The sequence below is a fragment of the Tunturiibacter gelidiferens genome (assembly GCF_051013345.1).
Taxonomy (GTDB): Bacteria; Acidobacteriota; Terriglobia; order Terriglobales; family Acidobacteriaceae; genus Edaphobacter; species Edaphobacter gelidiferens_A.
In genome coordinates this window covers 5,778,563-5,801,231 of the sequence record NZ_CP132939.1, presented here as the reverse complement: position 1 = coordinate 5,801,231, position 22,669 = coordinate 5,778,563, and the positions used below count along the sequence as shown (strand labels likewise).

At 59.7% G+C, this 22,669-nt stretch carries 21 protein-coding genes and 4 pseudogenes; 15 read left to right on the top strand and 10 right to left on the bottom strand.

The genetic code is table 11. The annotated features are described in order from the left end of the window. Window positions 1–133 precede the first annotated feature (133 nt). Window positions 134–811: a class I SAM-dependent methyltransferase gene (locus tag RBB80_RS29305; protein WP_433965689.1), complete on the bottom strand. Its 678-nt coding sequence runs from the start codon at window positions 809–811 to the stop codon at window positions 134–136. A 302-nt stretch (window positions 812–1,113) separates the two neighbouring features. Here RBB80_RS29305 and RBB80_RS29300 point away from each other — a divergent pair, with 302 nt between their 5' ends. Then, a complete protein-coding gene (locus tag RBB80_RS29300) occupies window positions 1,114–1,692 on the top strand; it encodes a hypothetical protein (protein WP_433965688.1) in 579 nt (192 codons plus the stop codon). A 16-nt stretch (window positions 1,693–1,708) separates the two neighbouring features. Here RBB80_RS29300 and RBB80_RS29295 read toward each other — a convergent pair whose 3' ends face one another. After that, a complete protein-coding gene (locus RBB80_RS29295; RefSeq protein ID WP_433965687.1) occupies window positions 1,709–2,479 on the bottom strand; it encodes a hypothetical protein in 771 nt (256 codons plus the stop codon). Window positions 2,480–2,497: 18 nt separating this feature from the next. On the opposite strand from RBB80_RS29295, the gene RBB80_RS29290 reads away from it, so the two are divergent. Further along, window positions 2,498–2,719, top strand: coding sequence for a hypothetical protein (locus RBB80_RS29290; protein ID WP_433965686.1), 222 nt, complete (start codon window positions 2,498–2,500; stop codon window positions 2,717–2,719). 66 nt (window positions 2,720–2,785) lie between these two features. Here RBB80_RS29290 and RBB80_RS29285 read toward each other — a convergent pair. After that, window positions 2,786–2,998: pseudogene (locus RBB80_RS29285) on the bottom strand (rhodanese-like domain-containing protein); the annotation flags it as partial. A gap of 329 nt (window positions 2,999–3,327) precedes the next feature. Between RBB80_RS29285 and RBB80_RS29280 the strand changes: the two are divergent. The 7 genes from RBB80_RS29280 (at window position 3,328) to RBB80_RS29250 (ending at window position 8,483) form a co-directional block, all read left to right on the top strand. Further along, on the top strand, window positions 3,328–4,593 hold the full coding sequence (locus tag RBB80_RS29280; RefSeq protein ID WP_433965685.1) for a sigma-54-dependent transcriptional regulator: 1,266 nt from the start codon (window positions 3,328–3,330) through the stop codon (window positions 4,591–4,593). Next, window positions 4,586–4,777 (top strand): helix-turn-helix domain-containing protein, encoded by a 192-nt coding sequence (locus RBB80_RS29275; protein WP_433965684.1) that lies wholly within the window; start codon window positions 4,586–4,588, stop codon window positions 4,775–4,777. Before RBB80_RS29280 ends, RBB80_RS29275 begins: the two co-directional genes overlap by 8 nt. Before the next feature lie 2 nt (window positions 4,778–4,779). After that, window positions 4,780–5,535 (top strand): hypothetical protein, encoded by a 756-nt coding sequence (locus tag RBB80_RS29270; RefSeq protein WP_433965683.1) that lies wholly within the window; start codon window positions 4,780–4,782, stop codon window positions 5,533–5,535. After that, window positions 5,523–5,822 carry a hypothetical protein gene (locus RBB80_RS29265; protein WP_433965682.1) on the top strand — a complete coding sequence of 100 codons (300 nt, stop codon included), beginning with the start codon at window positions 5,523–5,525 and terminating at the stop codon, window positions 5,820–5,822. The genes RBB80_RS29270 and RBB80_RS29265 overlap by 13 nt, the downstream gene beginning before the upstream one ends. Further along, complete coding sequence (locus tag RBB80_RS29260; RefSeq protein WP_433965681.1) at window positions 5,819–6,730, top strand: sensor histidine kinase; 912 nt, start codon at window positions 5,819–5,821, stop codon at window positions 6,728–6,730. The genes RBB80_RS29265 and RBB80_RS29260 overlap by 4 nt, the downstream gene beginning before the upstream one ends. Then, the gene (locus RBB80_RS29255) at window positions 6,727–7,305 is read left to right on the top strand and encodes a hypothetical protein (RefSeq protein ID WP_433965680.1); all 579 of its coding nucleotides are present in this window, start codon (window positions 6,727–6,729) and stop codon (window positions 7,303–7,305) included. Before RBB80_RS29260 ends, RBB80_RS29255 begins: the two co-directional genes overlap by 4 nt. A gap of 173 nt (window positions 7,306–7,478) precedes the next feature. Then, entirely contained in the window at window positions 7,479–8,483 is a 1,005-nt protein-coding gene (locus tag RBB80_RS29250; RefSeq protein ID WP_433965679.1) for a cupredoxin domain-containing protein, read from the top strand. A 121-nt stretch (window positions 8,484–8,604) separates the two neighbouring features. On the opposite strand, the gene secA is transcribed toward RBB80_RS29250, so the two are convergent. Together secA and RBB80_RS29240 are read right to left on the bottom strand one after the other, a co-directional pair. Next, window positions 8,605–11,652: a preprotein translocase subunit SecA gene (gene secA / locus RBB80_RS29245; RefSeq protein ID WP_433965678.1), complete on the bottom strand. Its 3,048-nt coding sequence runs from the start codon at window positions 11,650–11,652 to the stop codon at window positions 8,605–8,607. Between the two features lie 115 nt (window positions 11,653–11,767). After that, entirely contained in the window at window positions 11,768–12,322 is a 555-nt protein-coding gene (locus RBB80_RS29240) for a DUF4232 domain-containing protein (RefSeq protein WP_433965677.1), read from the bottom strand. A gap of 129 nt (window positions 12,323–12,451) precedes the next feature. On the opposite strand from RBB80_RS29240, the gene RBB80_RS29235 reads away from it, so the two are divergent. Then, entirely contained in the window at window positions 12,452–13,330 is an 879-nt protein-coding gene (locus RBB80_RS29235) for a lysostaphin resistance A-like protein (RefSeq protein WP_433965676.1), read from the top strand. A gap of 89 nt (window positions 13,331–13,419) precedes the next feature. Further along, window positions 13,420–14,187 carry a DUF4239 domain-containing protein gene (locus RBB80_RS29230; RefSeq protein ID WP_433965675.1) on the top strand — a complete coding sequence of 256 codons (768 nt, stop codon included), beginning with the start codon at window positions 13,420–13,422 and terminating at the stop codon, window positions 14,185–14,187. A gap of 122 nt (window positions 14,188–14,309) precedes the next feature. On the opposite strand, the pseudogene RBB80_RS29225 reads toward RBB80_RS29230, so the two are convergent. Next, window positions 14,310–15,940, bottom strand: a pseudogene (locus RBB80_RS29225) (DHA2 family efflux MFS transporter permease subunit). Between the two features lie 42 nt (window positions 15,941–15,982). On the opposite strand from RBB80_RS29225, the gene RBB80_RS29220 reads away from it, so the two are divergent. Then, on the top strand, window positions 15,983–16,396 hold the full coding sequence (locus RBB80_RS29220; RefSeq protein WP_433965674.1) for a MarR family winged helix-turn-helix transcriptional regulator: 414 nt from the start codon (window positions 15,983–15,985) through the stop codon (window positions 16,394–16,396). Between the two features lie 104 nt (window positions 16,397–16,500). Here the strand turns inward: RBB80_RS29220 and RBB80_RS29215 are convergent, their stop codons facing one another. The 4 genes from RBB80_RS29215 to RBB80_RS29200 all read right to left on the bottom strand — a co-directional run bounded on the left by RBB80_RS29215 (window position 16,501) and on the right by RBB80_RS29200 (window position 19,168). After that, window positions 16,501–17,325: a hypothetical protein gene (locus RBB80_RS29215; protein WP_433965673.1), complete on the bottom strand. Its 825-nt coding sequence runs from the start codon at window positions 17,323–17,325 to the stop codon at window positions 16,501–16,503. A gap of 149 nt (window positions 17,326–17,474) precedes the next feature. Then, window positions 17,475–18,212 carry a class I SAM-dependent methyltransferase gene (locus tag RBB80_RS29210; RefSeq protein WP_433969945.1) on the bottom strand — a complete coding sequence of 246 codons (738 nt, stop codon included), beginning with the start codon at window positions 18,210–18,212 and terminating at the stop codon, window positions 17,475–17,477. A 157-nt stretch (window positions 18,213–18,369) separates the two neighbouring features. After that, window positions 18,370–18,732, bottom strand: coding sequence for a DUF488 domain-containing protein (locus tag RBB80_RS29205; protein WP_433965672.1), 363 nt, complete (start codon window positions 18,730–18,732; stop codon window positions 18,370–18,372). A gap of 28 nt (window positions 18,733–18,760) precedes the next feature. Continuing rightward, a complete protein-coding gene (locus tag RBB80_RS29200; protein WP_433965671.1) occupies window positions 18,761–19,168 on the bottom strand; it encodes a cupin domain-containing protein in 408 nt (135 codons plus the stop codon). 156 nt (window positions 19,169–19,324) lie between these two features. Here RBB80_RS29200 and RBB80_RS29195 point away from each other — a divergent pair. The 3 genes and pseudogenes from RBB80_RS29195 to RBB80_RS29185 all read left to right on the top strand — a co-directional run bounded on the left by RBB80_RS29195 (window position 19,325) and on the right by RBB80_RS29185 (window position 22,432). After that, a pseudogene (locus tag RBB80_RS29195) lies at window positions 19,325–20,725 on the top strand (dipeptidase). After that, window positions 20,725–21,455, top strand: a pseudogene (gene mobA / locus RBB80_RS29190) (molybdenum cofactor guanylyltransferase). The pseudogenes RBB80_RS29195 and mobA overlap by 1 nt, the downstream one beginning before the upstream one ends. Before the next feature lie 56 nt (window positions 21,456–21,511). Beyond that, the gene (locus RBB80_RS29185; RefSeq protein ID WP_433965670.1) at window positions 21,512–22,432 is read left to right on the top strand and encodes an ABC transporter ATP-binding protein; all 921 of its coding nucleotides are present in this window, start codon (window positions 21,512–21,514) and stop codon (window positions 22,430–22,432) included. The last annotated feature ends 237 nt before the right edge of the window (window positions 22,433–22,669 follow it).

Genomic DNA, 22,669 nt, shown 5'->3' with positions numbered 1-22,669 from the left:
ACAGTTTTTTTGAGATTTTTTGGGGGGTTTGGAATCTGTTGGGGCTGGGATCGGGGTCTGGGATCCGCTCCGGATTGGGGTGATCGGATTCGCGGAATTTTGCGGTGGGGTTTTCTGGTTGCGATGGCGCTTCCTAGCTGCTGGCTGCGAAGACGTAAAAGTCGGCGAAGGAGGTTTCGTCGGGATTGGCCGGGTCGTAGGGATAGACGTTGGGCGTTTTGGACAGCAGAGACCACTGCGTTTGGTTTCGGCTCACCCAGTCGGTGAACTTGCGATGGTGGATGTGCTTGTAGGGCCAGTCCCGCTCCATATCGCTGGAGTAGACGATGACGAAGCGGCTCGCGGAGGCGAAGAGTTTTTGCATGTAAGCGTCGAAGGCTTGGTCCTCGACGACGTGGTAGATCACGTCGAGTGACAGCGCCAGATCGGCCACGGTGCCTGCGGGGAGGAGATTGGCTTCGAAGAAGCGTTTGGTGGGATCGCCGGCGAAGAGAGTGCGACAGATCTCAACGGCTTTGGGGGAGATGTCGACGCCGGTGTAGTTGGGATAGCGAGCGAGTTTGAGTTGGGCACCGTCGCCGGAGCCGTGCTCGATGACAGAGGAGACGTTGTGCTGCTCGACGAATGTGTTCAGGAAGTTGGCTTTGAACTCGGCCAGCCGGTTATAGCTGCCTGCGCCTGAGTCGCCGCCCTGGCGATAGCGCTGATCCCAATAGTCGACCGAACTCCTGAACTGTGCTCTGCGAAGTTGAAGGAGACCCTGGCCTAAAACCGGGAAGTTTTTCAGGAAGGACTTGACGCTTCCTAGCATTCCCCTACCTCGTTCTCCGGCAGAAGAAAGCCACCTCAAAATGTGGACGGGAGAAGTAAAAGAAATCGGTGCAGCAAGGTGGTTTTCGTCGGATTTTCACAAAGCTTAGCATGCCTTTCGGTGAGGTGTTCAAGTCCTCTAAGTGAAGAGCTTGAGGGGGTACCGTTGTCGGTTCCTAAGCGGCCGGTTCTGGGGCGACGAGTGCGACGGCTCGCGGCAGGGCGACACCATTTGGGTATTCTGCAGGGAGATTCGAGGTTCGGCGCAGGGGGAGCCTGCATCCAATGGGAACGAGGTTCGGGATGCTGGCACGATTGGCGAAGAGTGCGGGGTTGGTGGCGGTGGGGTTGGCGTTGATCGTGGGACAGGGATGCAAGAAGAAGCAGGCTCCGGCGCCGGTGCAGCCTGTGGTTCGCACGGTGCCCCGGCCTGCAGAGCCGGATTTTCCTGATGATGCGCCGCCGTTGCCGGTGGTCGCGGATCAGGTCGCGCATCACGCGGTACGGCGAGTGGCGCCACCTGTGGTTCAGGCTTCGGCGCCGGTGGTTGACCCGGAGGCGTTGGCTGAGGCGCAGAGGCAGAGGGATGCGAGTCTTTTGCAACGGCAGCAGACGGCTTCGCAGAGGCAGCAGCAGGAGCTGAATGGGGTGGTGCAGAGGAGCTTGAAGATTCAGCAGGAGCAGCAGGCGGAGCCGCGGATTCAGGATGCGCCGGAGGTTCCGATCACACAACAGCCTGTGCCGGGGCAGGAGGAGCAGCGGATTCAGGATAATCCGAATATGCCGGCTCCGGAGCAGGCTGAGCCCGAACAGCCGGAGCAGCCGGATGCGAATCCTGCGCCGGAGCAGACGAATCCAGGGCAGATGCCGCCGGAGAGTTAGCGGGGATTTTGGCCGATCAGTGTCTTGAGATGAGCAGAATGTGGGCGGGCTCCGAGGTAATCGGAGAGATCTTGAAGGATTGGTTGGGAGCTATGGGGAGGACGGTGCCTGCGCCGATCTTTGTAGTTTGACCGTCGTGTGTGAGCGATGTGGAGGAGAAGGCGATCAGGACGGATGGGGCTGCCGTGGGTGGGACGTCGCAGGGCGCCGGGTTAACGCAGACGACGCGGAGAACGGTGACGTGCGGGGAGGAGAACTCGGTCTCGTTGATGTTGTGGGTCAGGTCGGTGGGGGCAGGGCCACGGAAGTCGGGTGGGTTGTCGGGCAGGTTGAGGTTGGGGAGTTCGACACGGAGAAAAAGCGAGGGCAGGTCGCTGAGGTTTTCGATGGAGTGGCGCTCGATCAGGCCTCGGTTGAAGCGGAAGGCTCCGAGTTGGGTGGGGGGACGGGTGACGGTGGAGGGTGGATTCCCGTCGTGGATGATGTTTACGGGGCCTGAGTTGTTGAGGTAGACGAAGACGGTTGGGGTGGCGGGGTGGTCGTGGACGGGGACCTTTTCGTGTGGGCCGTACTGGACGCTGATGACTTTGAAGGCGTCGTTGGTGAGGACGGTTTGGTAGCTGGGCGGGAGGGGGGCTGCTGGGCTCTGAGGGGCAAGGAGCTTGAGAGAAGAAGAATCAGGGGGAGAAGCTTGTTCAATCGGGGCCTCCTGTTGTTGGATACTTTGAGGGCGTTTTCGTTTGGTTTTGAGAAGCAGTGGGAGTTGGTCAGTTCTGCGGAACGGCAACCGCAGATCCCTTCGGGGATGACAACAAAAGGACGGGTAACGGCAAAGGCTACGACAACGGCAGCGGCAACGGCAACGGCAACCGCAACCGCAACCGCAACCGCAACCGCAACCGCAACCGCAACCGCAACCGCAGATCCCTTCGGGGATGACAACAAAAGGACGGGCAACGGCAAAGGCTACGACAACGGCAGCGACAGCGGCAGCGGCAGCGGCAACCGCAGATCCCTTCGGGGATGACAACAAAAGGACGGGCAACGGCAAACAAGAATTACAAAATCATTGGCAAAGACGAAATGTGGAGGGTTAGTACCGGGGGATGGTGGGGTCGATGGAACGGGACCAGGCGTCGATGCCGCCGGCCAGGGACTGAACGTGCTCGAAGCCTTGATTACGCAACCACATCGTGACGCTGAGGGAACGGGCTCCGTGATGGCAGAGGACGACGATGGGGGCGTCGGGGTCGAGTTCGGTGTGGGCTCGGGAGGGGATCTCGCCCATGGGGATGAGGGTGGAGTCGGGGAGGTGGGTGGTCTGGTACTCCCAGGGCTCGCGGACGTCTAATAAGAGGGGGCGTTGGGCTGCTGGCGGAGGGTGGAGAAGGCTTCTGCGGTAATTTCGGGCTCTAACATGGTTTCAAGGATATCCTTAGAGATGGCATCAGGCACAGGTCCCGGGACGGGGCTTGGGCGAGGACTGAGTTAATTCCCGCGGTTCCGCGAAGCGTGCCGGGCTGAGGATGTGATTGAGCAGGGTGCATCCTGTTTGGTAAGCTCACGAATTTAATTGCGGACGGTGGCTGTTTTGGAGACTGTCTTGAGTTCGACTACTGGTTTGGTTTGGAGAGTGTGTTGGAGAAAGTACTGATCGTTGAAGATGAGGTTCATGCAAGGAGTGGCCTGACGGAGCTGATTGAGAGCTGGGGCTATAGGGCGGAGTGTGCGGCGGATGGGATGGAGGGTCTGGAGAAGGCGGTGTCGTGGGCTCCTGCGATTGTTGTGACCGACCTGAAGATGCCGCGGATGGATGGGATGGAGTTGCTGAATCGAATCGGCGAGCTGCCGCAGAGGATTGCTGTAGTGATGCTGACGGCGCAGGGGTCGATTGAGTCTGCCGTCGACGCGATGCGGATGGGCGCGTACGACTATATTCCTAAGCCCGTGGAGCCGAATCGGCTGAAGACGATTCTGCATAATGCGAGCCGGCAGCGGGAAGCGGATGCGGAGCTGGAGGCGACCGGGCGGCAGCTGAGAGATACGGGCGTGCTGGGGCCGATGGTGGGCTCTTCGCCGCAGATGGTGGATATCTTCTCGATGATCGAGAGGATTGCTCCGTCGAATGTGTCGGTGCTGGTGACGGGTGAGAGTGGAACGGGAAAAGAGCTGGTGGCGCGGGCGCTGCATGATCTCAGTGCGCGCAGGCTGAAGCCGTTTGTGGCGGTGAACTGCGCGGCGATTCCGGAGACGCTGATTGAGAGCGAGATCTTCGGGCATGAGAAGGGCGCGTTTACCGGTGCGTTGGAGCGTCGTGCGGGATGCTTTGAGTTGGCGGAGGAGGGTACGCTGCTGCTCGATGAGATCGGCGAGATGCCGATGGCGACACAGGCGAAGCTGCTGCGGGTGCTGGAGGACAGGAAGCTGCGAAGGCTGGGCAGCAAGATTGAGACGCCGGTGGATGTGCGGGTGGTGGCGGCGACAAATAAAGATCCGGAAAAGGCTGTGTCGAGTGGGGAGTTGCGTGGAGATCTTTACTACCGGCTGAATGTTTTTAATATCCAGATGCCTCCGCTGCGGGATCATCTGATGGATGTTTCGGCGATTGCGGAGAAGATGATCGACGATATGAATGAGCGTCATCACTGCACGGTTGCCGGGCTGAAGGATTCGCTGATGACGCGGCTGGAGGGGTATAAGTGGCCGGGCAATGTGCGAGAGCTGCGGAACACGATTGAGCGGGCGGTGATTCTGGCGGGTTCGGGGATGCTGGGGATTGAGCATCTGCCGCCGCACTTTGGAGAGCCGGGGTTTGCTCCCCCCGAACAGAGTTGGCGGAGTGGAGGCGTTTGCTGCTTCGCAAGCGGCGCACTTCGAGGATGCTCAGCGACGTTTGGATGAGTCGAACTCTGTGCGGGTTGAGGTAGGAACGACGGTGGATGAGGCAGAGAAGCAGCTGATTCTGAAGACGCTGGTGGCGACCCACAACAACAAGACCAAGGCCGCTGAGATTCTGGGAATCAGTTCGAAGACGCTGCAGAATAAGCTGAAGGAGTACTCGAACGCTGCTGCTGTGACGGAGTAACGATGCGGCTGAAGACGAAGCTGGTGCTCGCGGCAACCGGGTTGACGTTTGCGATCGTGCTGGTGCTCTCGGCGCTGTTCGTAAGCGAACTTCTGCGGCAGAGGATCGAGCAGACGGCCGCGGCGAACGATGTGCTGGTGCACGAGGTCTGGCTGGATATGCGGAAGGCAGTCGAGACGGGACTGCGGGCGAATCCGCCGGTGGACCGAAGCGACGAGGCGCTGCACGCGGCGGTGGTGGATGCGCTGAGGAGTCATACGGCGCTAACTGAGGTGATGAATACGATCGTGCGGTACTCGCCTACGGTGCAGGACGTGAGTGTGACGGATGCCCACGGATTGACGCTGCTGAGTACGGATCCGGACGCGGTAGATCAGCCGGCGGTGTTTCGATTCAGTCTGGCGAGTGTGCAGAACGGGCCGATCCCACGGCAGATGAGAGTGGTGTTTGGCAAGCCGCGGGTGCTGGATATTTCGCAGGCGTTGCAGCGGAACGGGGCTCCGTTTCTGGTGGTGCACGTTGGGGTGCGATCGACGTTTTTGAAGAACTCGTATGAGCCGTGGCTGCTGGATGCGCTGATCTTTGCGGCACTGGCGGCGCTGGCGGCGATGCTGTCGGCTGGTTTGCTGGCGAATGTGGCGTTGCGTCCGCTGGAGGCGATCAGTGCGCGGCTGGAGAGCTTGACGCTGGCGGGGGAGCGATTCCTGAGAGGCTGCTGGAGAGTCGGAATACCAGAAGCGACGCGGTGGTTCGGGTGACGCGGACGCTGGATCGCCTGGGAGAACAGATGCGGACGCAGGAGGCCGGCTATACGGCGCTGCAGGCGAATCTGAACCAGATGCTGGATACGCTGCGCGATGGAGTAATGCTTTTTACGGCGGATCGGCGGGCGGTGATGGTGTCGGATGCGGTGGCTTATTTTTTGGGAGCCCCGTTGAACCAGGATCACGAAAAGCTGGTGGGGATGCGGCTGGAAGAGATCTTTGCTCCGGATAGCGTGCTTGGAGAGGCAGTGCTGGAGGCGTTCGCCGAGGGGGCCAGGTGAGTGCGCAGGCGGTGACGCTGGAGGACGGGCGGCAGGTGCAATTCTCGCTGGACCGGATCGACGATCGGATGAGCGGGGTGGGGAGCGTGGCGACGCTGTTGACGCTGCGCGACATGGAGTCGGTGGCGCAGTTGGGGCAGGAACTGGAGGTCGCGAGGAGGCTGGGGGCGATTGGGAGGCTGACGGCTGGGGTGGGGCATGAGGTGAAGAACCCGATCAACGCGATGGTGCTGCACCTGGAGCTGTTGCGCGGGAAGCTGGCGCCGGGCGGGGCCGAGGCGTTTGGCGGGGCCCAGCGGCATGTGGAGATTCTGGCGGGCGAGATGCAGCGGCTGGACAGGGTGGTGCAGACGCTGGCGGACTTTTCGCGACCGATGGAGCTGCATCTGCGGGAACATGATCTGCGGCAGGTGGTTGCGGTTGTGATGGATCTGACCACCGCCGAGATGCAGGAGAATCGGGTGCAGGTGGTGGTGAATGCTCCGAAAGATCCGTTGATGGTGAGGGTGGATGCGCAGCTGATGCAGCAGGCGCTGCTGAACCTGTTGCTGAACGGTATGCAGGCGATGCCCGAGGGCGGGGCGATGGTGGTGAGGATGCGGCGGGACCACCAGTTCGCGGTGGTTGAGGTAATTGATGAAGGAGTAGGTATACCTCCGGAGCTATTACCGCGTATCTTCGAACTGTACTTCACCACCAAACCAAAGGGCAGCGGAATTGGGCTGGCGATGACGTACAGGATTTTGCAGCTGCATGGCGGAGCGATGGAGGTGCGATCCAATGCCGACCCGGATTCAGTCGAACGAGGGACGACCTTTACGTTTCGGCTGCCGGCTGCGGCGGGAGTTGGCGGCGAGAGCAGGAAGGCCGCAGGAGCAGTTCACAAAGAGCTAGGGGAACGGGTTTGAAGGGTACGAGCAACATTACGCAGAAGATCGCATGGACGGCTCTCTGGTTTGGTTTGGCGATGGGGATGGCGGGCTGCCGGCATAAGCAGCAGCTTGCGCCTTTGCCTCCGGTGATGGCTCCGGTGGCACTTGAGGAGATTCCGCAGCCGGATGATCTGCCGATGGTAGAGGCTCCGACGGAGAAGCTGCCGCCGGTGCCGGTTTCGACAGAAGCAGGGAAGCCGAAGAAGAGGAAGAAGCAGCCGCCGAAGGTTGTTGCGCCGCCTGAACCGACTCCCGAGACACAGATTGCCAATGCTGCTGGACCGCCGTCACCAGATGCTGCGGTGGGTGCCCTGACGGCTGGTGGAGAGACGAATCCGCAGACCAAGCAGGAGGCGGAGGATCTGATCGCTTCCATTGATAAGAGGTTGAATGCGCTGCCGTCGCAAAAAGCAGAGGAGCAGAAGGCCCAGGTGAGCAAGGTGCGGAACTTCTGGAAGGATGCGCAGGATGCGTTGAAGTCCGGGGATGCCGAGGGGGCTAAGACTCTGGCGACTAAGGCCAAGCTGCTGCTGGATGATCTGGAGAAGTAAGGCTTCGTAACTCCTCTGATTCTCAGAGGTTGCAAAGGTAGCGTCCTTTCGACGCCGGCATCGCCTCTGTGCGCTGTCCCATGATGAAGTTGACACACGTGGGACAAGGCCTATAATTCCTGCCGGGCTCCGGGCCTGCTCCCCCAAAATCTATATTTTCCTAAGAGGCGATCATGAAATCGAGAATCTCGATGTTTCTGTCGCTGGCGGCGCTGACGGCGCTGTCGGTTTGTATTCCAGGTAGCGTTTATGCCCAACAAAACTGGAAAGCCGAGTTGGGGGCTCAAAGTAAAGATATGGGCAAGCAGGCCATCGCTTTTCTTCCCAACGAGCTCTGGATCCACGAGGGCGACAGCATCACCTGGACCTCCGGCAGCGGCGACATTCATACGGTGTCCTTCTTCATCGCCGGTCAGCCTTATAACGATTTCACGGTGGGCTGTCCTGGGTTCTCACCAAGTGGCACGAGTTTCGACGGCACCAAGTGCGTGAGCGCGCCTCCGTTGGTGGAGGGGCAGACGTTTACCGTGAGCTTTCCTAAACCCGGCAACTATAGCCTGATCTGCCTGGTCCATCCGCATATGACCGGAGTCATACACGTGCTCCCCGTGTCGGCGACTCTACCGCACGATCAGGCCTTCTATAACGAGCAGGCGGCGGACCAGCGGAATAGTCTGCTCACCGATACAGACAAGCACAGGGACATGGATGACATGCTCTCTGCGCACTTGCTTGCAAACAAGAACGGCGTGACTGCCGGCATTGGAGAGATGAACGTGACCGGCGCAGGATTTGAGTCGCTTTCCGTTGTGCGTTTTCTGAAGGGAACGATTGAAATCCATAAGGGAGACACGATCGAGTGGACCAATCTGGACCCGGCTTTGCCGCATACGATCACCTTCGGCCAGGATCCGGCGAATCCCATTCCTCCGTCCGGCAATGTGCCCTTGACTCTGGATGCGGATGGTGTGTTGCATGCAACGATCAGTTCGCATCGGGACAACGTGCATTCGGGCCTTATTCTCGCGTCGCCGGAAAACCAGGTTGGCGTGCCACAGTCTCCTCCGGGCAACACGCGTTTCCGCATTACCTTCACGGAGGCGGGGACGTACAACTACATATGCGCGCTGCACGATAATCTTGGCATGGTTGGCAAGGTGATTGTCCGGTCCTATTAGTAAACGACCAACGGGGCGGCCTCTATAGGCGTCGCCCCTCAACCCTGCGTGGTTGGGGCAAAGAGCCACAATCCTGGTGGTGCATGGCATGTTTGTTTGCAGCGGCGAAACTGCTGCTGGTTCAGGCGGTGGCTCCGTGGCATTTTTTGTACTTCTTGCCGGAGCCGCAGGGGCACTCGTCGTTGCGGCCGACCTTTTCGCCGGCGTGACGGGGGCCGGAGCCGTTGGCGGCGGATGAGGAGGAGCTGACGGAGCGGGCTTGCTCGAGTTCGCGCTGCTTCTTCTTCTGGAACTCGCGCTCCAAGGCGTCGATGGTGGTGGAGGGTGCGCGGTTGGCAGGCGGTGCCGGCGGATTTTGACGCGCGGCTGGCGCGTTGGTGTGTTGCGGCGGGCCGGAGGGTGGGAGTGCGTGTTGGGCGTTGGCTGCAGCTAGCTGCTGGGCTTGTTGGGCCTGCGCTAGAGCCTGCGCGTGGGCCTGGGCTTGCGCCAGCTGCTCAGCGGATTCGATGGGAGTGCCGTCGGGGCCGATGATCTGCATGCGGAAGAGGTGGCGCGCGGTGTCTTCCTGGAAGCGCATCATCATGCCTTCGAACATCTCGAAGGATTCTTTCTTGTAGGCGACGAGCGGATCCTGCTGCGCGTAGCCGCGGAGGCCGATGCCCTCTTTGAGATGGTCCATGGCGAGGAGATGATCTTTCCAGAGGCCGTCGAGGACGGAGAGCATGACGATGCGCTCGTGGTAGCGCATGGCTTCGGCGCCGAGGATCTGCTCCTTGATGTCGTAGCGGGCGCGAAGATTCTGGAAGATGGCTTCGCCTAGCTCGTGGCGATTGAGTGCGGTCGCGTCGACTTCTTTTTCGAGATGGGCGCCGAAGATGTCGTAGATCTGCGAGAAGAGGGGTTCAAGCTTCCACTCGTCGGCGTGAACTTTTTCCGGGGCGTTTTCGTCGAGGATGTTGGAGAGGATGGTGGAGGTGTAGTCCTCGGTGATGAGCTGCTTCTGGTCTACTCCTTCCATGAGCTGGCGGCGGAGACCGTAGACGGCTTCGCGCTGCTTGTTCATGACATCGTCGTACTCGAGGACGTGTTTGCGGGATTCGAAGTTCTGAGTTTCGACGGCCTTCTGCGCGGCTTCGATGCGGCGGGAGATCATGCCGGATTCGATGGGGACGCCCTCTTCCATGCCGAGGCGCTGGAGGAGTGTCGAGACCCACTCGCGGGCGAAGATGCGCATGAGGTCGTCTTCGAGCGAGAGGAAGAAGCGGGAGGAGCCGGGGTCGCCCTGACGGCCGGCGCGTCCGCGGAGCTGGTTGTCGACGCGGCGGGATTCGTGGCGTTCGGTGCCGAGGATGTGGAGGCCGCCTGCGCCGATGACGCTCTCGTGTTCGGTTTTGGCTGCGCCCTCGTGAGCGGCGGTGGCGGCGTCCCAGTTGGCTTGCGTGGTTTCGAACTCCTGGCCGGTGTAGTAGAAGCGGACCATGCCGGGGCCGGCTACGGGATTGATTGCGCCTTCGGCTGCGCTGACCGCGCGCGCTTGCTGTTTGCGCACGAGATCCTGACGGGCCATGAACTCGGCGTTGCCGCCGAGGAGGATGTCGGTGCCGCGGCCTGCCATGTTGGTGGCGATGGTGACCATGCCGAGACGACCGGCTTGTGCGACGATCTCGGCTTCCTTCTCGTGGAACTTTGCGTTGAGGACGACGTGGCGAACGCCTTTGCGCTTGAGAATCTCGGAGAGGAGCTCGGATTTTTCGATCGACGTGGTGCCAACGAGGACCGGCTGCTTTTCGCCGTGGAGACGGGCGATCTCGTCGGCGACGGCGAAGTATTTTTCTTTCGCGGTGCGGTAGACGACGTCGGGGTTTTCGATGCGGAGCATCTTGCGGTTGGTCGGTGTGACGACGATGTCGAGCTTGTAGATCTTGTCGAACTCGGCGGCTTCGGTCTCGGCGGTGCCGGTCATTCCGCTGAGTTTCTTGTACATGCGGAAGTAGTTCTGGAAGGTGATGGTGGCGAGCGTCTGGTCTTCCTTGCGGATGGCCACGCCTTCCTTGGCTTCGACGGCCTGATGGAGTCCGTCGGACCAGCGGCGGCCGGGCATGAGACGGCCGGTGAACTCGTCGACGATGATGACCTCGCCCTCTTTGACGACATACTCTACGTCGCGCTTGTAGAGGGAGTGGGCCTTGATGGCGACTTCGACGTGGTGCTTGAGGTCCCAGTTCTCGGGGTCGGCGATGTTGCCGATGCCGAGAAGGCCTTCGATCTTTTCCCAGCCCTCGTCGGTGACAGTGATGGAGCGGGTCTTTTCGTCTACGACGTAGTCGCCGGACCATGTTTTGGTTTCGACGGTTTCGATGAGTTCGCCTAGCTCGAGCTTGGGGATGATGACGTTGACGCGAGCGTACTTGTCGGTGGTCTGGTCGGTGGGGCCGGAGATGATGAGCGGGGTGCGGGCCTCGTCGATGAGGATGGAGTCCACTTCGTCGACGATGCAGTAGTAGTGGCCGCGCTGGACCTGATCCTTGAGCTCGAACTTCATGTTGTCGCGGAGGTAGTCGAAGCCGAACTCGTTGTTGGTGCCGTAGGTGATGTCGGAGGCGTAGGCGTCGCGGCGCTGCTGGTCGTCGAGGTCGTGGACGATGACGCCGACGGTGAGGCCGAGGAAGCCGTAGATCTTGCCCATCCATTCGGCGTCGCGTTTGGCGAGGTAGTCGTTGACGGTGACGACGTGTACGCCGCGGCCGGCGAGGGCGTTGAGGTAGCAGGGAAGGGTGGCTACGAGGGTTTTTCCTTCGCCGGTCTTCATCTCTGCGATCTTGCCGGAGTGGAGGACGATGCCGCCCATAAGCTGGACGTCAAAGTGGCGCATGCCTACGGCGCGCTTGCCGGCTTCGCGGACGACGGCGAAGGCTTCGGGCAGGATAACGTTGAGTGCTTCCTTTTCGGCGGCGATGCGCTCGTCGGCGTTCTCTGGGGTGTCGGGGATGTTTGCGATGGCCGCGGCGATGCGCTGGCGGAACTCGGCGGTCTTATTGCGCAGAGCCTCGTCGGAGAGCGCCTGAATGGTCGGCTCGAGCGCGTTGATCTGCGCGACCGTGGGCTGAATGCGCTTGACGGCGCGTTCGTTACTGGTGCCAAAGACTTTTGCAATGACTGAGTTGAGCAAAACGGTATCCTTCGGGGCGCACTTTGTCCCAAATACTAGTGTAACTGGTATGGGTGGCGCGGTTGGAAGTGAAGTTGGCCGTTGGAGATACGGCGGATCTGGGCGCGCGGTAAAGCTAGGATTTCGAGCGGACGTAGACCGGGTCGCGTTTGAGGTAGGCGAAGCGGTACTTGGCGTCTTGGCCTGAAGGCGCACAGAGATGGCCGGTGAAGGGAGCGCGAAGGGTTTCGGCGCCGAAGGTTATGGCTACAAAGGCCGGGGTGAAGCACTTGCTGTTGTCGAAGACTTCGCCGGAGACCCAGTGAAGTTCGCCTGTGGCCTCGGCGTTTGCAGGGATCGCGACGGGGAGAATCACTGGGCCGGGGTGCATGCCGGGTGGGGTTTCGAGGGAGATTGGGAGTCTGGTGTTGGAGGCGTCTTCGAAGGTGAGCGCGGGGCGGCCGGGGACGGTGCAGGTCTGGGAGCCGATGTTGCGCAGCACAAGCAGGGTGCCGGACTGCGACATGCCGTCGAAGTTGCCGCCTTCGCCGTCGAAGGAGAGCGAGAGTTGGGCGGCGGTGCAGGCAAGCAGGGTGGATGCGGAGGGCAGCGGGGTCGCACTTGCCGAAGATGCGAGGATGAGCACTACGGCGACGACTACATAGACCGCGTTTGAGGCTGGTTTGTTCACTGCGAGAATTTTAGTCTTTCTTTGCTGATCTGTTGAGATGTTTTCGTTGCGGTTGGTGAAGGGGGCGGCGCCACTTTGATTGGTGGGTCATGTAGGATCATTGCCTCCTGTTTTTCCGAGGCTTGCAAGATGGCAACGCAAGACCGCGCGCTCGGCCCATGGGCAAAGCTGCCTGTTGCGATTCGAGCTATCATCTCCGGACTTCTGATTGCACTTGTGGCGGCCAACCTGTGGCCGTTGTTTCTTCTCCACCTTGGCGTGCCGTTGGCGGCTGTCGTCGAGGTGATCTTCCTTGCGGTTTATCTCTGGTGGGCTTCTGGAGGAGGGCGTCCACACTCGACACAGACGGTTCGGGCTGCGGCGTTTCGTCGCTGCAGGATGTCGCCGAGGCAGTGGTTATGGGGAATTGTTGCGGCTGTCTTTTTTGCGGCGACAATACATGCTTCGATTGTTTTGTTGTTTCGTTTCGTGCCTTTTCCGATGGCGGATTTCCGGCGCGGTTATGATTTTTCGTTTACTTCGTCTCTGCCATTGAAGTGGTTGGCGATTGTAGTTTCGGCGACGTCGGCGGGGACGTGCGAGGAGACCGGCTTTCGCGGGTATATGCAACGGCCCATTGAACAGCGGCACGGCGTGCCGGTCGCGATTCTGATCTCCTCATTCTTCTTTACGGTGGTGCATCTGACGAAGGGTTGGGCAATGGCCGGGATTGTGCCGATTGTGTTTGGCGCAGGGGTATTGCTGGGGCTTCTGGCGTGGGCTTCCGGATCGCTCATTCCGTGCATGATTGGCCACGTGATGATGGACGTTGGGCTGTTCGCTTATTGGTGGACGGGAGTTGCCGGCGACTTTACCTCCCGTCCGATCAGCGAGACTGGTGTGGATGGACCGTTTCTTGTCGCGTGCGCGGTGTTTGCGGTTTCACTTTTTGCGGTGCTCTATTCGATATCGCGATTGAGGCTGGTGGCGAAGGGCTACTTTGCCGGGATTCCTGAGGATTTGAGATAAGCGGCCTTTAGATAAAGAGAAATGGAGAGAAGCGGACGCACGATGTAAGCTGGCTTGGCAGTCCGGGTTTTCCGTTCAGGTGGAGTTCTATGCTGAGTTATGTGCAGAGTGGCTTGCTGGTTGGGTTAGCGCTGCTGGTGTCAGTGGTGCTGGTGCTTTTGCTGAATCGGGCGTGGCCGATTCCCAATCGCAAGCTGATCAACGATGTAACGGGATGGCAATTGGGGATTCTGGGGACGACGTATGGGGTGATTCTGGGCTTCATGCTGTACACGGTGTGGATTGACTTTCGCGCGGCCGAGATCAATGCGACGCAGGAGGCTAGCTCTCTGTTAACCGTGACGCGGATTGCGTCGGCATTGCCGGTTGAGGCGCGGGAGCAGTTTCGTACGCTGGGCATGAAGTATGCCGATGCCGTGGTGCATCAGGAGTGGCCGGCGATGCAGCACCAGGAGGAGAGTCGCGCGGGAGAGTTGATCGAGGTAGATATGTGGAAGCTGCTTGCGGCGGTGAAGGACAATGCCGGCACGGCGAATAGCGTGGACCACCTGACCCAGGTGCTGAGCGAGCTTTCGGAGAGGCGGAGCCTGCGGGAAGAGCAGCTTCGTGTACGGCTGCCGGCTGTGTTGTGGATTCTGCTGCTGGCGGGCGGGGGAGCGACGGTGGGGTCTTCGTGCCTGTTGGGGAACGACAACAAATGGCTGCACTATTGCCAGGTTCTGGCGCTGACGTTTGTGGTGGCGGTGACGCTGTCGGCGATTGCGGATCTGGCACGGCCGTTTGAGGGGGCGGTGTCGGTGAGCCCGGTTGCGTTTGAGCGTGTGCAGACGATGATGCAGCTGGATTCGGCTCGTTAGCGCTTTTCTGGCGATGCACAAGTGTGGCGTAAAACCCACATCTCAAAATCGAGATGTGGGGCGCCCGCTTTTTGCCGCTGTTGAGTCCACCGCTTTAGATCGCTTTGGTCAATGGAACGACGTTAGTGTCCGCCCATGGCTTCGGGGTCGGGTTTTGCGGCCTTGGAGGGGAGACGCATGATGAAGGGCAGCGGCGTGAGCAGGAAGATAGTGCAGGCGAGGATGGCGAAGGCGTTTTTGTAGCTGAGCATGGAGGCCTGGCGAAGCATCTGCTGATAGGCCTGACCGATGGCCATCTGTGATGCGCTGGCGGCAGACATACCCTGCGACATCAGCATCTCTTTCATGCGGTCCATGTAGAGGTTGTAAGGGACACTTCCGCGAACGACGTTGGCGGAGAGGGCGACCTGCTGAACCTGGGAGTTGCGTGCGAGATAGGTGGTGAGGAGTGCCGTGCCTGCGCTGCCTCCGAGGTTGCGGGCGAAGTTCGAGAGGCTGGAGATCTGGTTGGTCTTGTTGGCCGGAACGCCGACATAGTTGAGGGTGCTGATGGGGATGAAGATGAAGGCGAGGCCGAGCATCTGCATCATGCGCCAAAGGGTGACGGTGCCGAAGGCTGCGTTGAGGTCCAGGCGCGTGAGGTTGAAGATGCCGATGGCGGTGACGAGATAGCCCATACAGACCATGAGGCGGGGGTCGAATTTGCCCAGGCTGCGACCTGCGACGAACATCATGATCATCATCATGAAGCCTGCGGGGAGAGGACCATGCCGGCGCGTTCGGCGGTGTAGCCGAGCAGGCCCTGAAGGTATTGCGGGATGAGGACGGTCGAGCCGAAGAGGACCATGCCGAGGATGAGTTGGAGAAAGACGGCGGTGCCGAAGTTGCGATTCTTGAGGAGCTTCAGGTCGACGATTGGGTCGGGATGGTGCCACTCCCACCAGGTGAAGAAGATAAGGGTCGCTGCGGCGAGGATTGCGAAGGTGCGGATCATGGGGTCGCCGAACCAGTCCTTCTCCTGGCCTTTGTCGAGGGTGAATTCGAGGCAGCCAACGCCGAAGGCTACGAGGCCGAGACCGAGGAAGTCGATCTTGAGGTGCTTGGCCTGTTCCCTGCGCTCCTTGAGATGGGGCGGGTCTTCGACCATGCGGTTGCTGAGAAAGAGCGAGATGAGGCCGATGGGGATGTTGATGAAGAAGATCCAGTGCCAGTTGAAGTTGTCTGTGATCCAGCCGCCAAGCGTAGGGCCGATGGCGGGCGCCACGACGACAGCCATTCCGTAGACGGCGAAGGCCTGACCGCGTTTTTCGACGGGGAAGGTGTCGGCGAGGATGGCTTGTTCGCTGGGGGCGAGGCCGCCGCCGCCCGCGCCCTGAAGGATGCGCGCGATGATGAGCAGGGGAAGCGTGTTTGCGATGCCGCAGAGGAAGGAGCAGATGGTGAAGAGGGCGACGCAGACCATGTAGAAGCGCTTGCGGCCGAAGCGGTTGGAGAGCCAGCCGGAGATGGGCAGGACGATAGCGCTTGAGACGAGATAGCTGGTGAGAACCCAGGTGGCCTCTTCGGAACTGGCGCCGAGAGTCCCGGCGATGTGGGGCAGAGCGACGTTGGCGATGGAGGTGTCTAGGACCTCCATGAAGGTGGCGAGTGTGACGGTAAGCGCGACGGCCCATGGGTTGTGGTGTGGCTTCCACGCGGCGGGTGCGGCGGCGATGGGCGTGAGCCGGGCGAGCGTCGGCGAAGGTGCGGTCATTGTTGCCATATCAGTCTCCTGATATGATATCAGGAGACTGATATGGCTTCTTTAAATTCGAACGGTACGAAGAAACAGGCTGAAAGACGGCGGGCTGCGCAGATGATGAAGCGCATCCTGGTCCACTTTCGCGGCCAGATGGACGAGGCGCTGCGGCCTCAGGGTGTGACGACGGCCCAGTTACACATATTGAAGACGATTCGGGACGAGCCGGGGGTGTCGGGGGCTCAGTTGGCGCGGTTGTGCTATGTGACGCCGCAGTCGGCGCAGTCAATGTTGACGGGGCTTGAAAGAGGCGGGTGGATCGTACGGAATAAAGGGCGGGGGAATGACCGGATTCTTGCGGCGCGGCTGACAGCTGAGGGGGAAAAGCTGCTTCAGACGGCGGAGAAGATGGTGAAGGTGATTGAAGGGAAGCTGTGGCGGGGGTGGCTGAGAGTTCGATTGAGGCTTTGAATGGGGTGTTGGAGCAGTGCCTTGCGAATCTTGGGCCGGAGTCGGACGCCCGCTAGTGTCTGAGATGATTGGGCGGCCTGCCTCGGTGAAGGCAGGCCTTTGGTTTACTGGCTGGGCTGTTTACCGTGGAAGAGCTTGCGGTTGATATCGGGCCAGAACTCGTGAAAGAGGAAGGTACCGGCGTCGATCCCGACGCTCGTACCCCATCTGCTTGCGGTATTGCCGAAGGTACGCTGGGACTGTGGGTAATATAAGTTGGATATCCCGGCGGCGGCGCCAGCACCCAGGATTTCGCTGATGTTGAAGGTATTGTTCCCGGCGTCGTTTCGAGTAATGACGGCGCGGCTTAGGGAGTACTCGGCGCGCTTCATAAAACCGCCGCTGCCGAGGGTGTAGTAGCGTGTGTCTTCGTGAGTGATAGTGGGCACAATGAACTCGACGAAGTAATTTTCACTGGTCTGGTCGACGAAGGTGTGCCAGAAGTAGCGGCCGTACCCGGCTGCTCCCTGATGAAATTCCGGTACGTTATTCGTAGCCTGGTTGATACCTGCGACAGCGGCGGGAAGAAAGACGGAAGAGTAGTCGAAGCTGTCGTGAGTCGCAGTGACGAACTTTTCCTTGACCGACTGAGGGGGCAGATGGACGTTGGCACTGACTGCTCGGAAGTTGGGAATGATTCCGAGGATGCGCTTGGTTTGAACGCCTTCCTGCTCTGCGACCGGGCCCGAGATGGGGGCCTGAGGAGCATCGGGAAGATCGGAGTTGTCGAGCGAGGATGACGAGGTTGTATCGGCACTGACTGTTTTGAATGTGACTGGCGTATCCGAGAGGGAGTTCAGCCTGTTCTGTGCCTCTGCGTTTCCGCAGAAAAGATACAGTGACAGGAACAAATTGGTGGCGCAGAGGGCGTGGCTTGATTTTATTTTCATAGGCTGATTGTTTTGTTGATTCATTAGACGCAAAAGTATGATGTTTCGTCTGACTGAGACGATTCATCCACTATCATTTGATTCTTCCACATGAGAAGTGATGGCGGAGATGAGGTAAGATGCGCGATTTTGCGGTGGGATGATGGGGCTTAGCGGATCGTGGCGTGGAAGCGGAGCCGAACGTAGTCGGCGGTCCAGTTTCCGTCGGCATCGCGGAGGATGGGCTCGAGCAGGGCGATGGTCGCAGTGAGTGCGGCTGCACGATCTCGTGGATTGAGGCGGTCGAGGACTCCGTTGCGGAAGGTGTTGAGCCAGGACTCCATGCCGTTGGGAAGGGGCGTGGGGCGAGGGATGAGTTGTATGGATTGAATCGTGAAGCCGGCGGATTCAAGCAGGCGGCGATAGATCGCGGGTGACGGAAAGAAGCTGGCCGCTGCTGCTTCGGCGTCGATGTGGAAGGGGGCAAGGGCGGCCTGGAGTGCGGTACGAATGGCGGCGATGTTGCCGTGGCCGCCCATCTCGGCGACGAAGCGGGCTTGTGGATTTTTGCTGCGGAGGGCGCGGTGAACGCCTGCGAGCGTGGCCTGATGGCCGGAGATGCCGGAGATCCAGTGGAGGGCCGCGTTGGAGAAGACTGCGTCGAACTGGTTGTCGTAGGGGAGTGCGGTCGCGTCATGCTGCTCGACGACAAATTTGACGGCGCTGTGAAGGCTGCGCTCACGGGCGGCGGTGAGCATGGCAGGTGAGGCGTCGACGCCGGTGAGGATGGCGCCGGTGGCGGCGAGTTGTTCGGTGAGGGCGCCATCGCCGCAGCCGAGATCGAGGACGTGTTCGCCGGGTTGGGGGCGAGGAGAGCGACGACCTCCGAGGCGAGGGTGGCGACGAATCGGCCGTTGGCGGCGTAGGCTTCGGTGTTCCAGGTTCGGCCGGTTTTGGATGGGGCTATGTCAGCGGGGGCGTGGTCGTCATAGAGGCATTGTGCGCCACTGAAGTAAGGGACGCTACGAAGATAAGAATTTTCGAAACGACAATAAGCGAGACGATTTAGCTTCGGTGGGTTCTTTCGTGGCGCAACAGTTCTTGAAGCACGACGGCCTCATTGTGTTCTGTGTCTCGGGCGCCGTACAGCAGGGTGGATCGACCACGACCTGTGGCTCGTCTAAGGAGAGCTAACTGCACGGCGTTATGTTTTAGCTCCCTCTTGTAACGCGCTTTGAATTCTGGCCACTTTGCGGGGTCGTGGGCGAACCATCTTCGAAGTTCGTCACTCGGCGCGATCTCTTTGAGCCAGAGGTCGACGCGAGCCTTCTCCTTGCTTAAACCTCGCGGCCAGAGTCTGTCGACCAAGATGCGAGCGCCATCTTCGGGGGCGGCTTCTTCGTAGACGCGCTTGAGTTCCGGTTCCATTGTGTCCTGGACTTTACTTTGCGAGGCTTTAGGTGCCGTAGCCGCGGTGTTTCATTGCGAGTAGATCCTGATTGCTCGGCCAGGAGAGGGTGAGGAGGAAGGCGGAGTCCTGAAGGGCTTCTACTTCGTGCCGGATGGAGGCGCTGAGCGTGATGAGGTTTCCTTCCTTAAGGTCGTGGGGCTTGCCGTGAACGGTGAAACGTATTTGCCCCTTGAGTACGTGGACGGAGAGGGTTCCGTCTGCGTGATGCTCCTTCATCCTGGCTGCGTTCTCCATGACGAAGAGGACAACTCGGAGGTCGTGCTTCTTGAAGAGGGTTTTGGCGTAGTGGCCGGACTGCCAGGGCTTCTTCTGCTGGGAGTCGGCGATCTCCTGATGGAGGTCAAACTGCGCCAGCTTATCGATCATGGTGCCGTCTTTCAGGGAGGTGGTCATTTTGTTTTTCCTCTCAGCCCGCATTAATTACGCTTTGTGATGGAGAGATGCAAGGGGAATGATTGGAGAGTCGGGGCGGACATATACTTGTGTTTTGCCGGGCGGGGATTTGCCGGCGGGAGAATCCTTTCTGGGAGTGGATCGGTGACGACGAAGATGATGACGGCGATTGCGTTTGCGCGGGAGAACAAAGAGCGGTTCGTCGAAGAGTTGAAGGCGCTTCTGCGGATTCCTTCGGTGTCAACGGCTCCTGAGCATGTGGGGGATGTGAGGCGTGCGGCGGAGTTTGTCGCGTCGGAGTTGAAGAGGATCGGGATGGAGAACGTCCGCCTGATTGAGACGACTACGCCGAAGCGGAAGGGGCATCCGTTGGTGAATGCGGACTGGCTGCATGCGGGGGCGGGAGCTGATGGGAAGGCTAAGCCTACGGTGCTTTGCTACGGGCACTACGATGTTCAGCCAGCGGAGCCGTTGGATGAGTGGAAGTCGCCGCCGTTTGAGCCCACGGAGCGCAATGGGAACATCTACGCTCGCGGTGCGGTGGATGACAAGGGTCAGATGTGGATGCATGTGAAGGCGCTGGAGTCGCTGATGACGGCGGGTGGGGGACGCTGCCGGTGAATGTAAGGGTGATCGTTGAAGGCGAGGAGGAGGTCGGCGGCGAGGGGATCGCTGCGTTTGTGCGGGAGCATGGAGAGCAGCTGAAGGCCGATGTGGCCCTGGTGAGCGATACAGAGATGTTTGCGCCTGAGCTGCCGACGTTGTGCGTGGGACTGCGCGGGATGATCTATACGGAGATCGAGGCTCGCGGGGCTAAGACGGATCTGCATTCGGGGATGTACGGCGGGGCGGCTCCGAATCCTTTTGTGGCGCTGGCGCAGGTGATTGCGAAGCTGAAGGATGAGAATGGGAAGATTTTGATTCCGGGATTTTATGACGAGGTTCAGAAGCCGACGGCGGATGAGTTGAAGGCGTGGAAGGCGCTGCCTTTTGATGAAGAGCACTATCGGGCGACTGAGGTTGGGTCGAACGTGCTGACGGGAGAGCCGGGTTTGAGTGTGCAGGAGCGGACGTGGGCGAGGCCGACGCTTGATGTGCATGGAATGCCGGGTGGGTTCGTTGGGGTTGGGGCTAAGACTGTTATTCCTGCGAAGGCAGTGGCGAAGGTGAGCATGCGGCTGGTGCCGGATATGACTCCCGCGGAGAGTTTTGCGAAGTACAAGGCTTTCGTGGAGTCGGTTGCGCCGAAGGGAGTGGCGTTGGAGGTGCGGTTGATCCATGCGGGAGATCCGATTGTGGTGAGCACGGATAACTCTTACGTGAAGGCTGCGACGGAGGCGATGCGTGAGGTGTTCGGGAAAGAGACGGTATTTGTGCGGGGGCGGGTCGATTCCGATTGTGGGGGACTTTGTGCGAGAGCTGAAGGTGCCGACCGTGATGATGGGGTTTGGATTGCCGGATGACAACCTTCATGCGCCAAACGAGAAGTTTCATCTGGCGAACTTTCACCGCGGAATTGAGTCGATCGTGCGGTTTTTGAGCGGTGTGGGTGCCTGATGGCTGGCCCGGTCGCGGAAGAGGTCGGCGGATACGTGCTGGCGGGTGGGAAGAGTTCGCGCATGGGAAGAGACAAGGCTTTGCAGGAGCTGGCGGGGCGGCCGCTGGCGCACCATGCGGTGAAGAAGCTGCGGCGAGTGTGCATGGATGTGCGGATTCTGAGCAGTAACCCAGAGCTCGCAGCTTACGCGCCGATTGTGCCTGACCTGCATCCCGATTGTGGGCCAATGGGGGGATGGAGGCGGCGCTTGCTCATTCAGTCTTCGCGTGGAACCTGTTTCTGCCGGTGGATATGCCGTTTTTGCCTACGGCATTTTTGCACCACTGGGTCCGCAGAACGCTGATTGAGGAGAAGAGGGGAGCGAGGCTGGTCATGTTTACGGTCGATGGCCTTGCGCAGCCCACGCTGGCGATGATTCACCGGGATGTCGGCCCATTTGTGACGAGTGCCGTGGAGCGAGGGGAGTTGAAGTTGTATCCGGTACTGGAGCGGGCGGGCAGGGAACTGGCGGCGCAACACGGGGTTGTGCTCCGGATGACATTCCGCAATTTGCCATGGAACGATCAATCGACGTTTCGGGCTACGCCGAACTTGCATGGTCGGGGCCGAGAAGACTGGATGGTAACAACGGAGTCCCAGCAGTCAGCCAAGCATCTCTGGTTTGCGAACCTGAATACTCCGGAGGAGTTTGCTGAGGCGGAGCGGTATGTCGATGCGTTAGATACATAGCGTGGGATGGGTTAGGCTAGATTTGTGTCGTGATTTGGTTGGTGGGAGTCGCTGAGATGGCAGAGCGGGATGACAAGATTGAGGAACAACAGCCTGAGGTGACCGCGGACACTCCTCTGATTGAAAGTGTCTCGGAGGATGTGTCGGCTGAGGTGGGCGATTTTATCCAGCAGGCCGCGCAGCAGAATGAGGCTGCTGCTGAGGCTTTACCCGACCTCAAGAACAAGCCTGCGCCGTATATTTCGTTTGAGCATGTGTACAAATCGTTCGGCGAGTTTGTGGTGCTGGAGGATGTGAGCTTCTACGTGTTGCCGGGGGAGACGTTGTGCATCCTGGGACGAAGCGGCGTGGGCAAGTCGGTGTCATTGCAGATGTTGCTGGGATTTTTGAAGCCTGACAAGGGGATGATCAAGGTTGCGGGTGAAAATATCTGCGGCTTCCAGGAGAAAGAGTTACAAGAGATTCGTCGGAAGGTGACGATGGTCTTTCAGAATGGAGCGTTGTTCGATTCGATTACGGTGGGCGAGAACGTTGCGTTTCCGATGCGTGAGCGCGGAGAGATGGCGGAAGACCAGATTCTGCAGGTAGTGAAGGGGCTGCTGGAGATGGTGGGTGTGGCGGGGATGGAGGGCTTGCTGCCGTCGGACTTGTCGACAGGGATGAAGCGGTCCATTGCGATTGCGCGGGCGTTGGCGTCGCAGCCAGAGGCGGTGCTGTATGACGAGCCGACGACGATGGTGGATCCGCTGATGGCGCATCTTCTCGGAGATTTAATCGAACGGTTGAAGCAACAACTTCATCTCACCAGCATTGTTGTGACACACGACATGCGGCTGGCGAAGAAGCTGGCGGACCGAGTGGTGTTTTTGAGCGCAGGCAAAGCGATCTTCTTTGGAACAATGAAAGAGATGGAGCGCAGCCAGGATCCGATTCTCCAGGAGTTTTTGACGCTGGATGAGTTAGTCACCCCTGTCTAGGTACGCAACACAATGCATGTAAGGCCCGAGCAAAGCGCCTCCCCTGAAGGTGTTAGACGGACGCTGCAAAGTGTTGCCGAATTTGTTGCCAAGCCCCTGTCTGATACGTATGCTCCAAATAGTCTTCAATTTTTCTAAATTGACCGCATAACTGCTCGATTGGCGAATTTTTTTATCGACGGTATTCCTGAGCTTCAATTCAGGCATCCTAACGACTACAAGGCCCTGGGATTATTG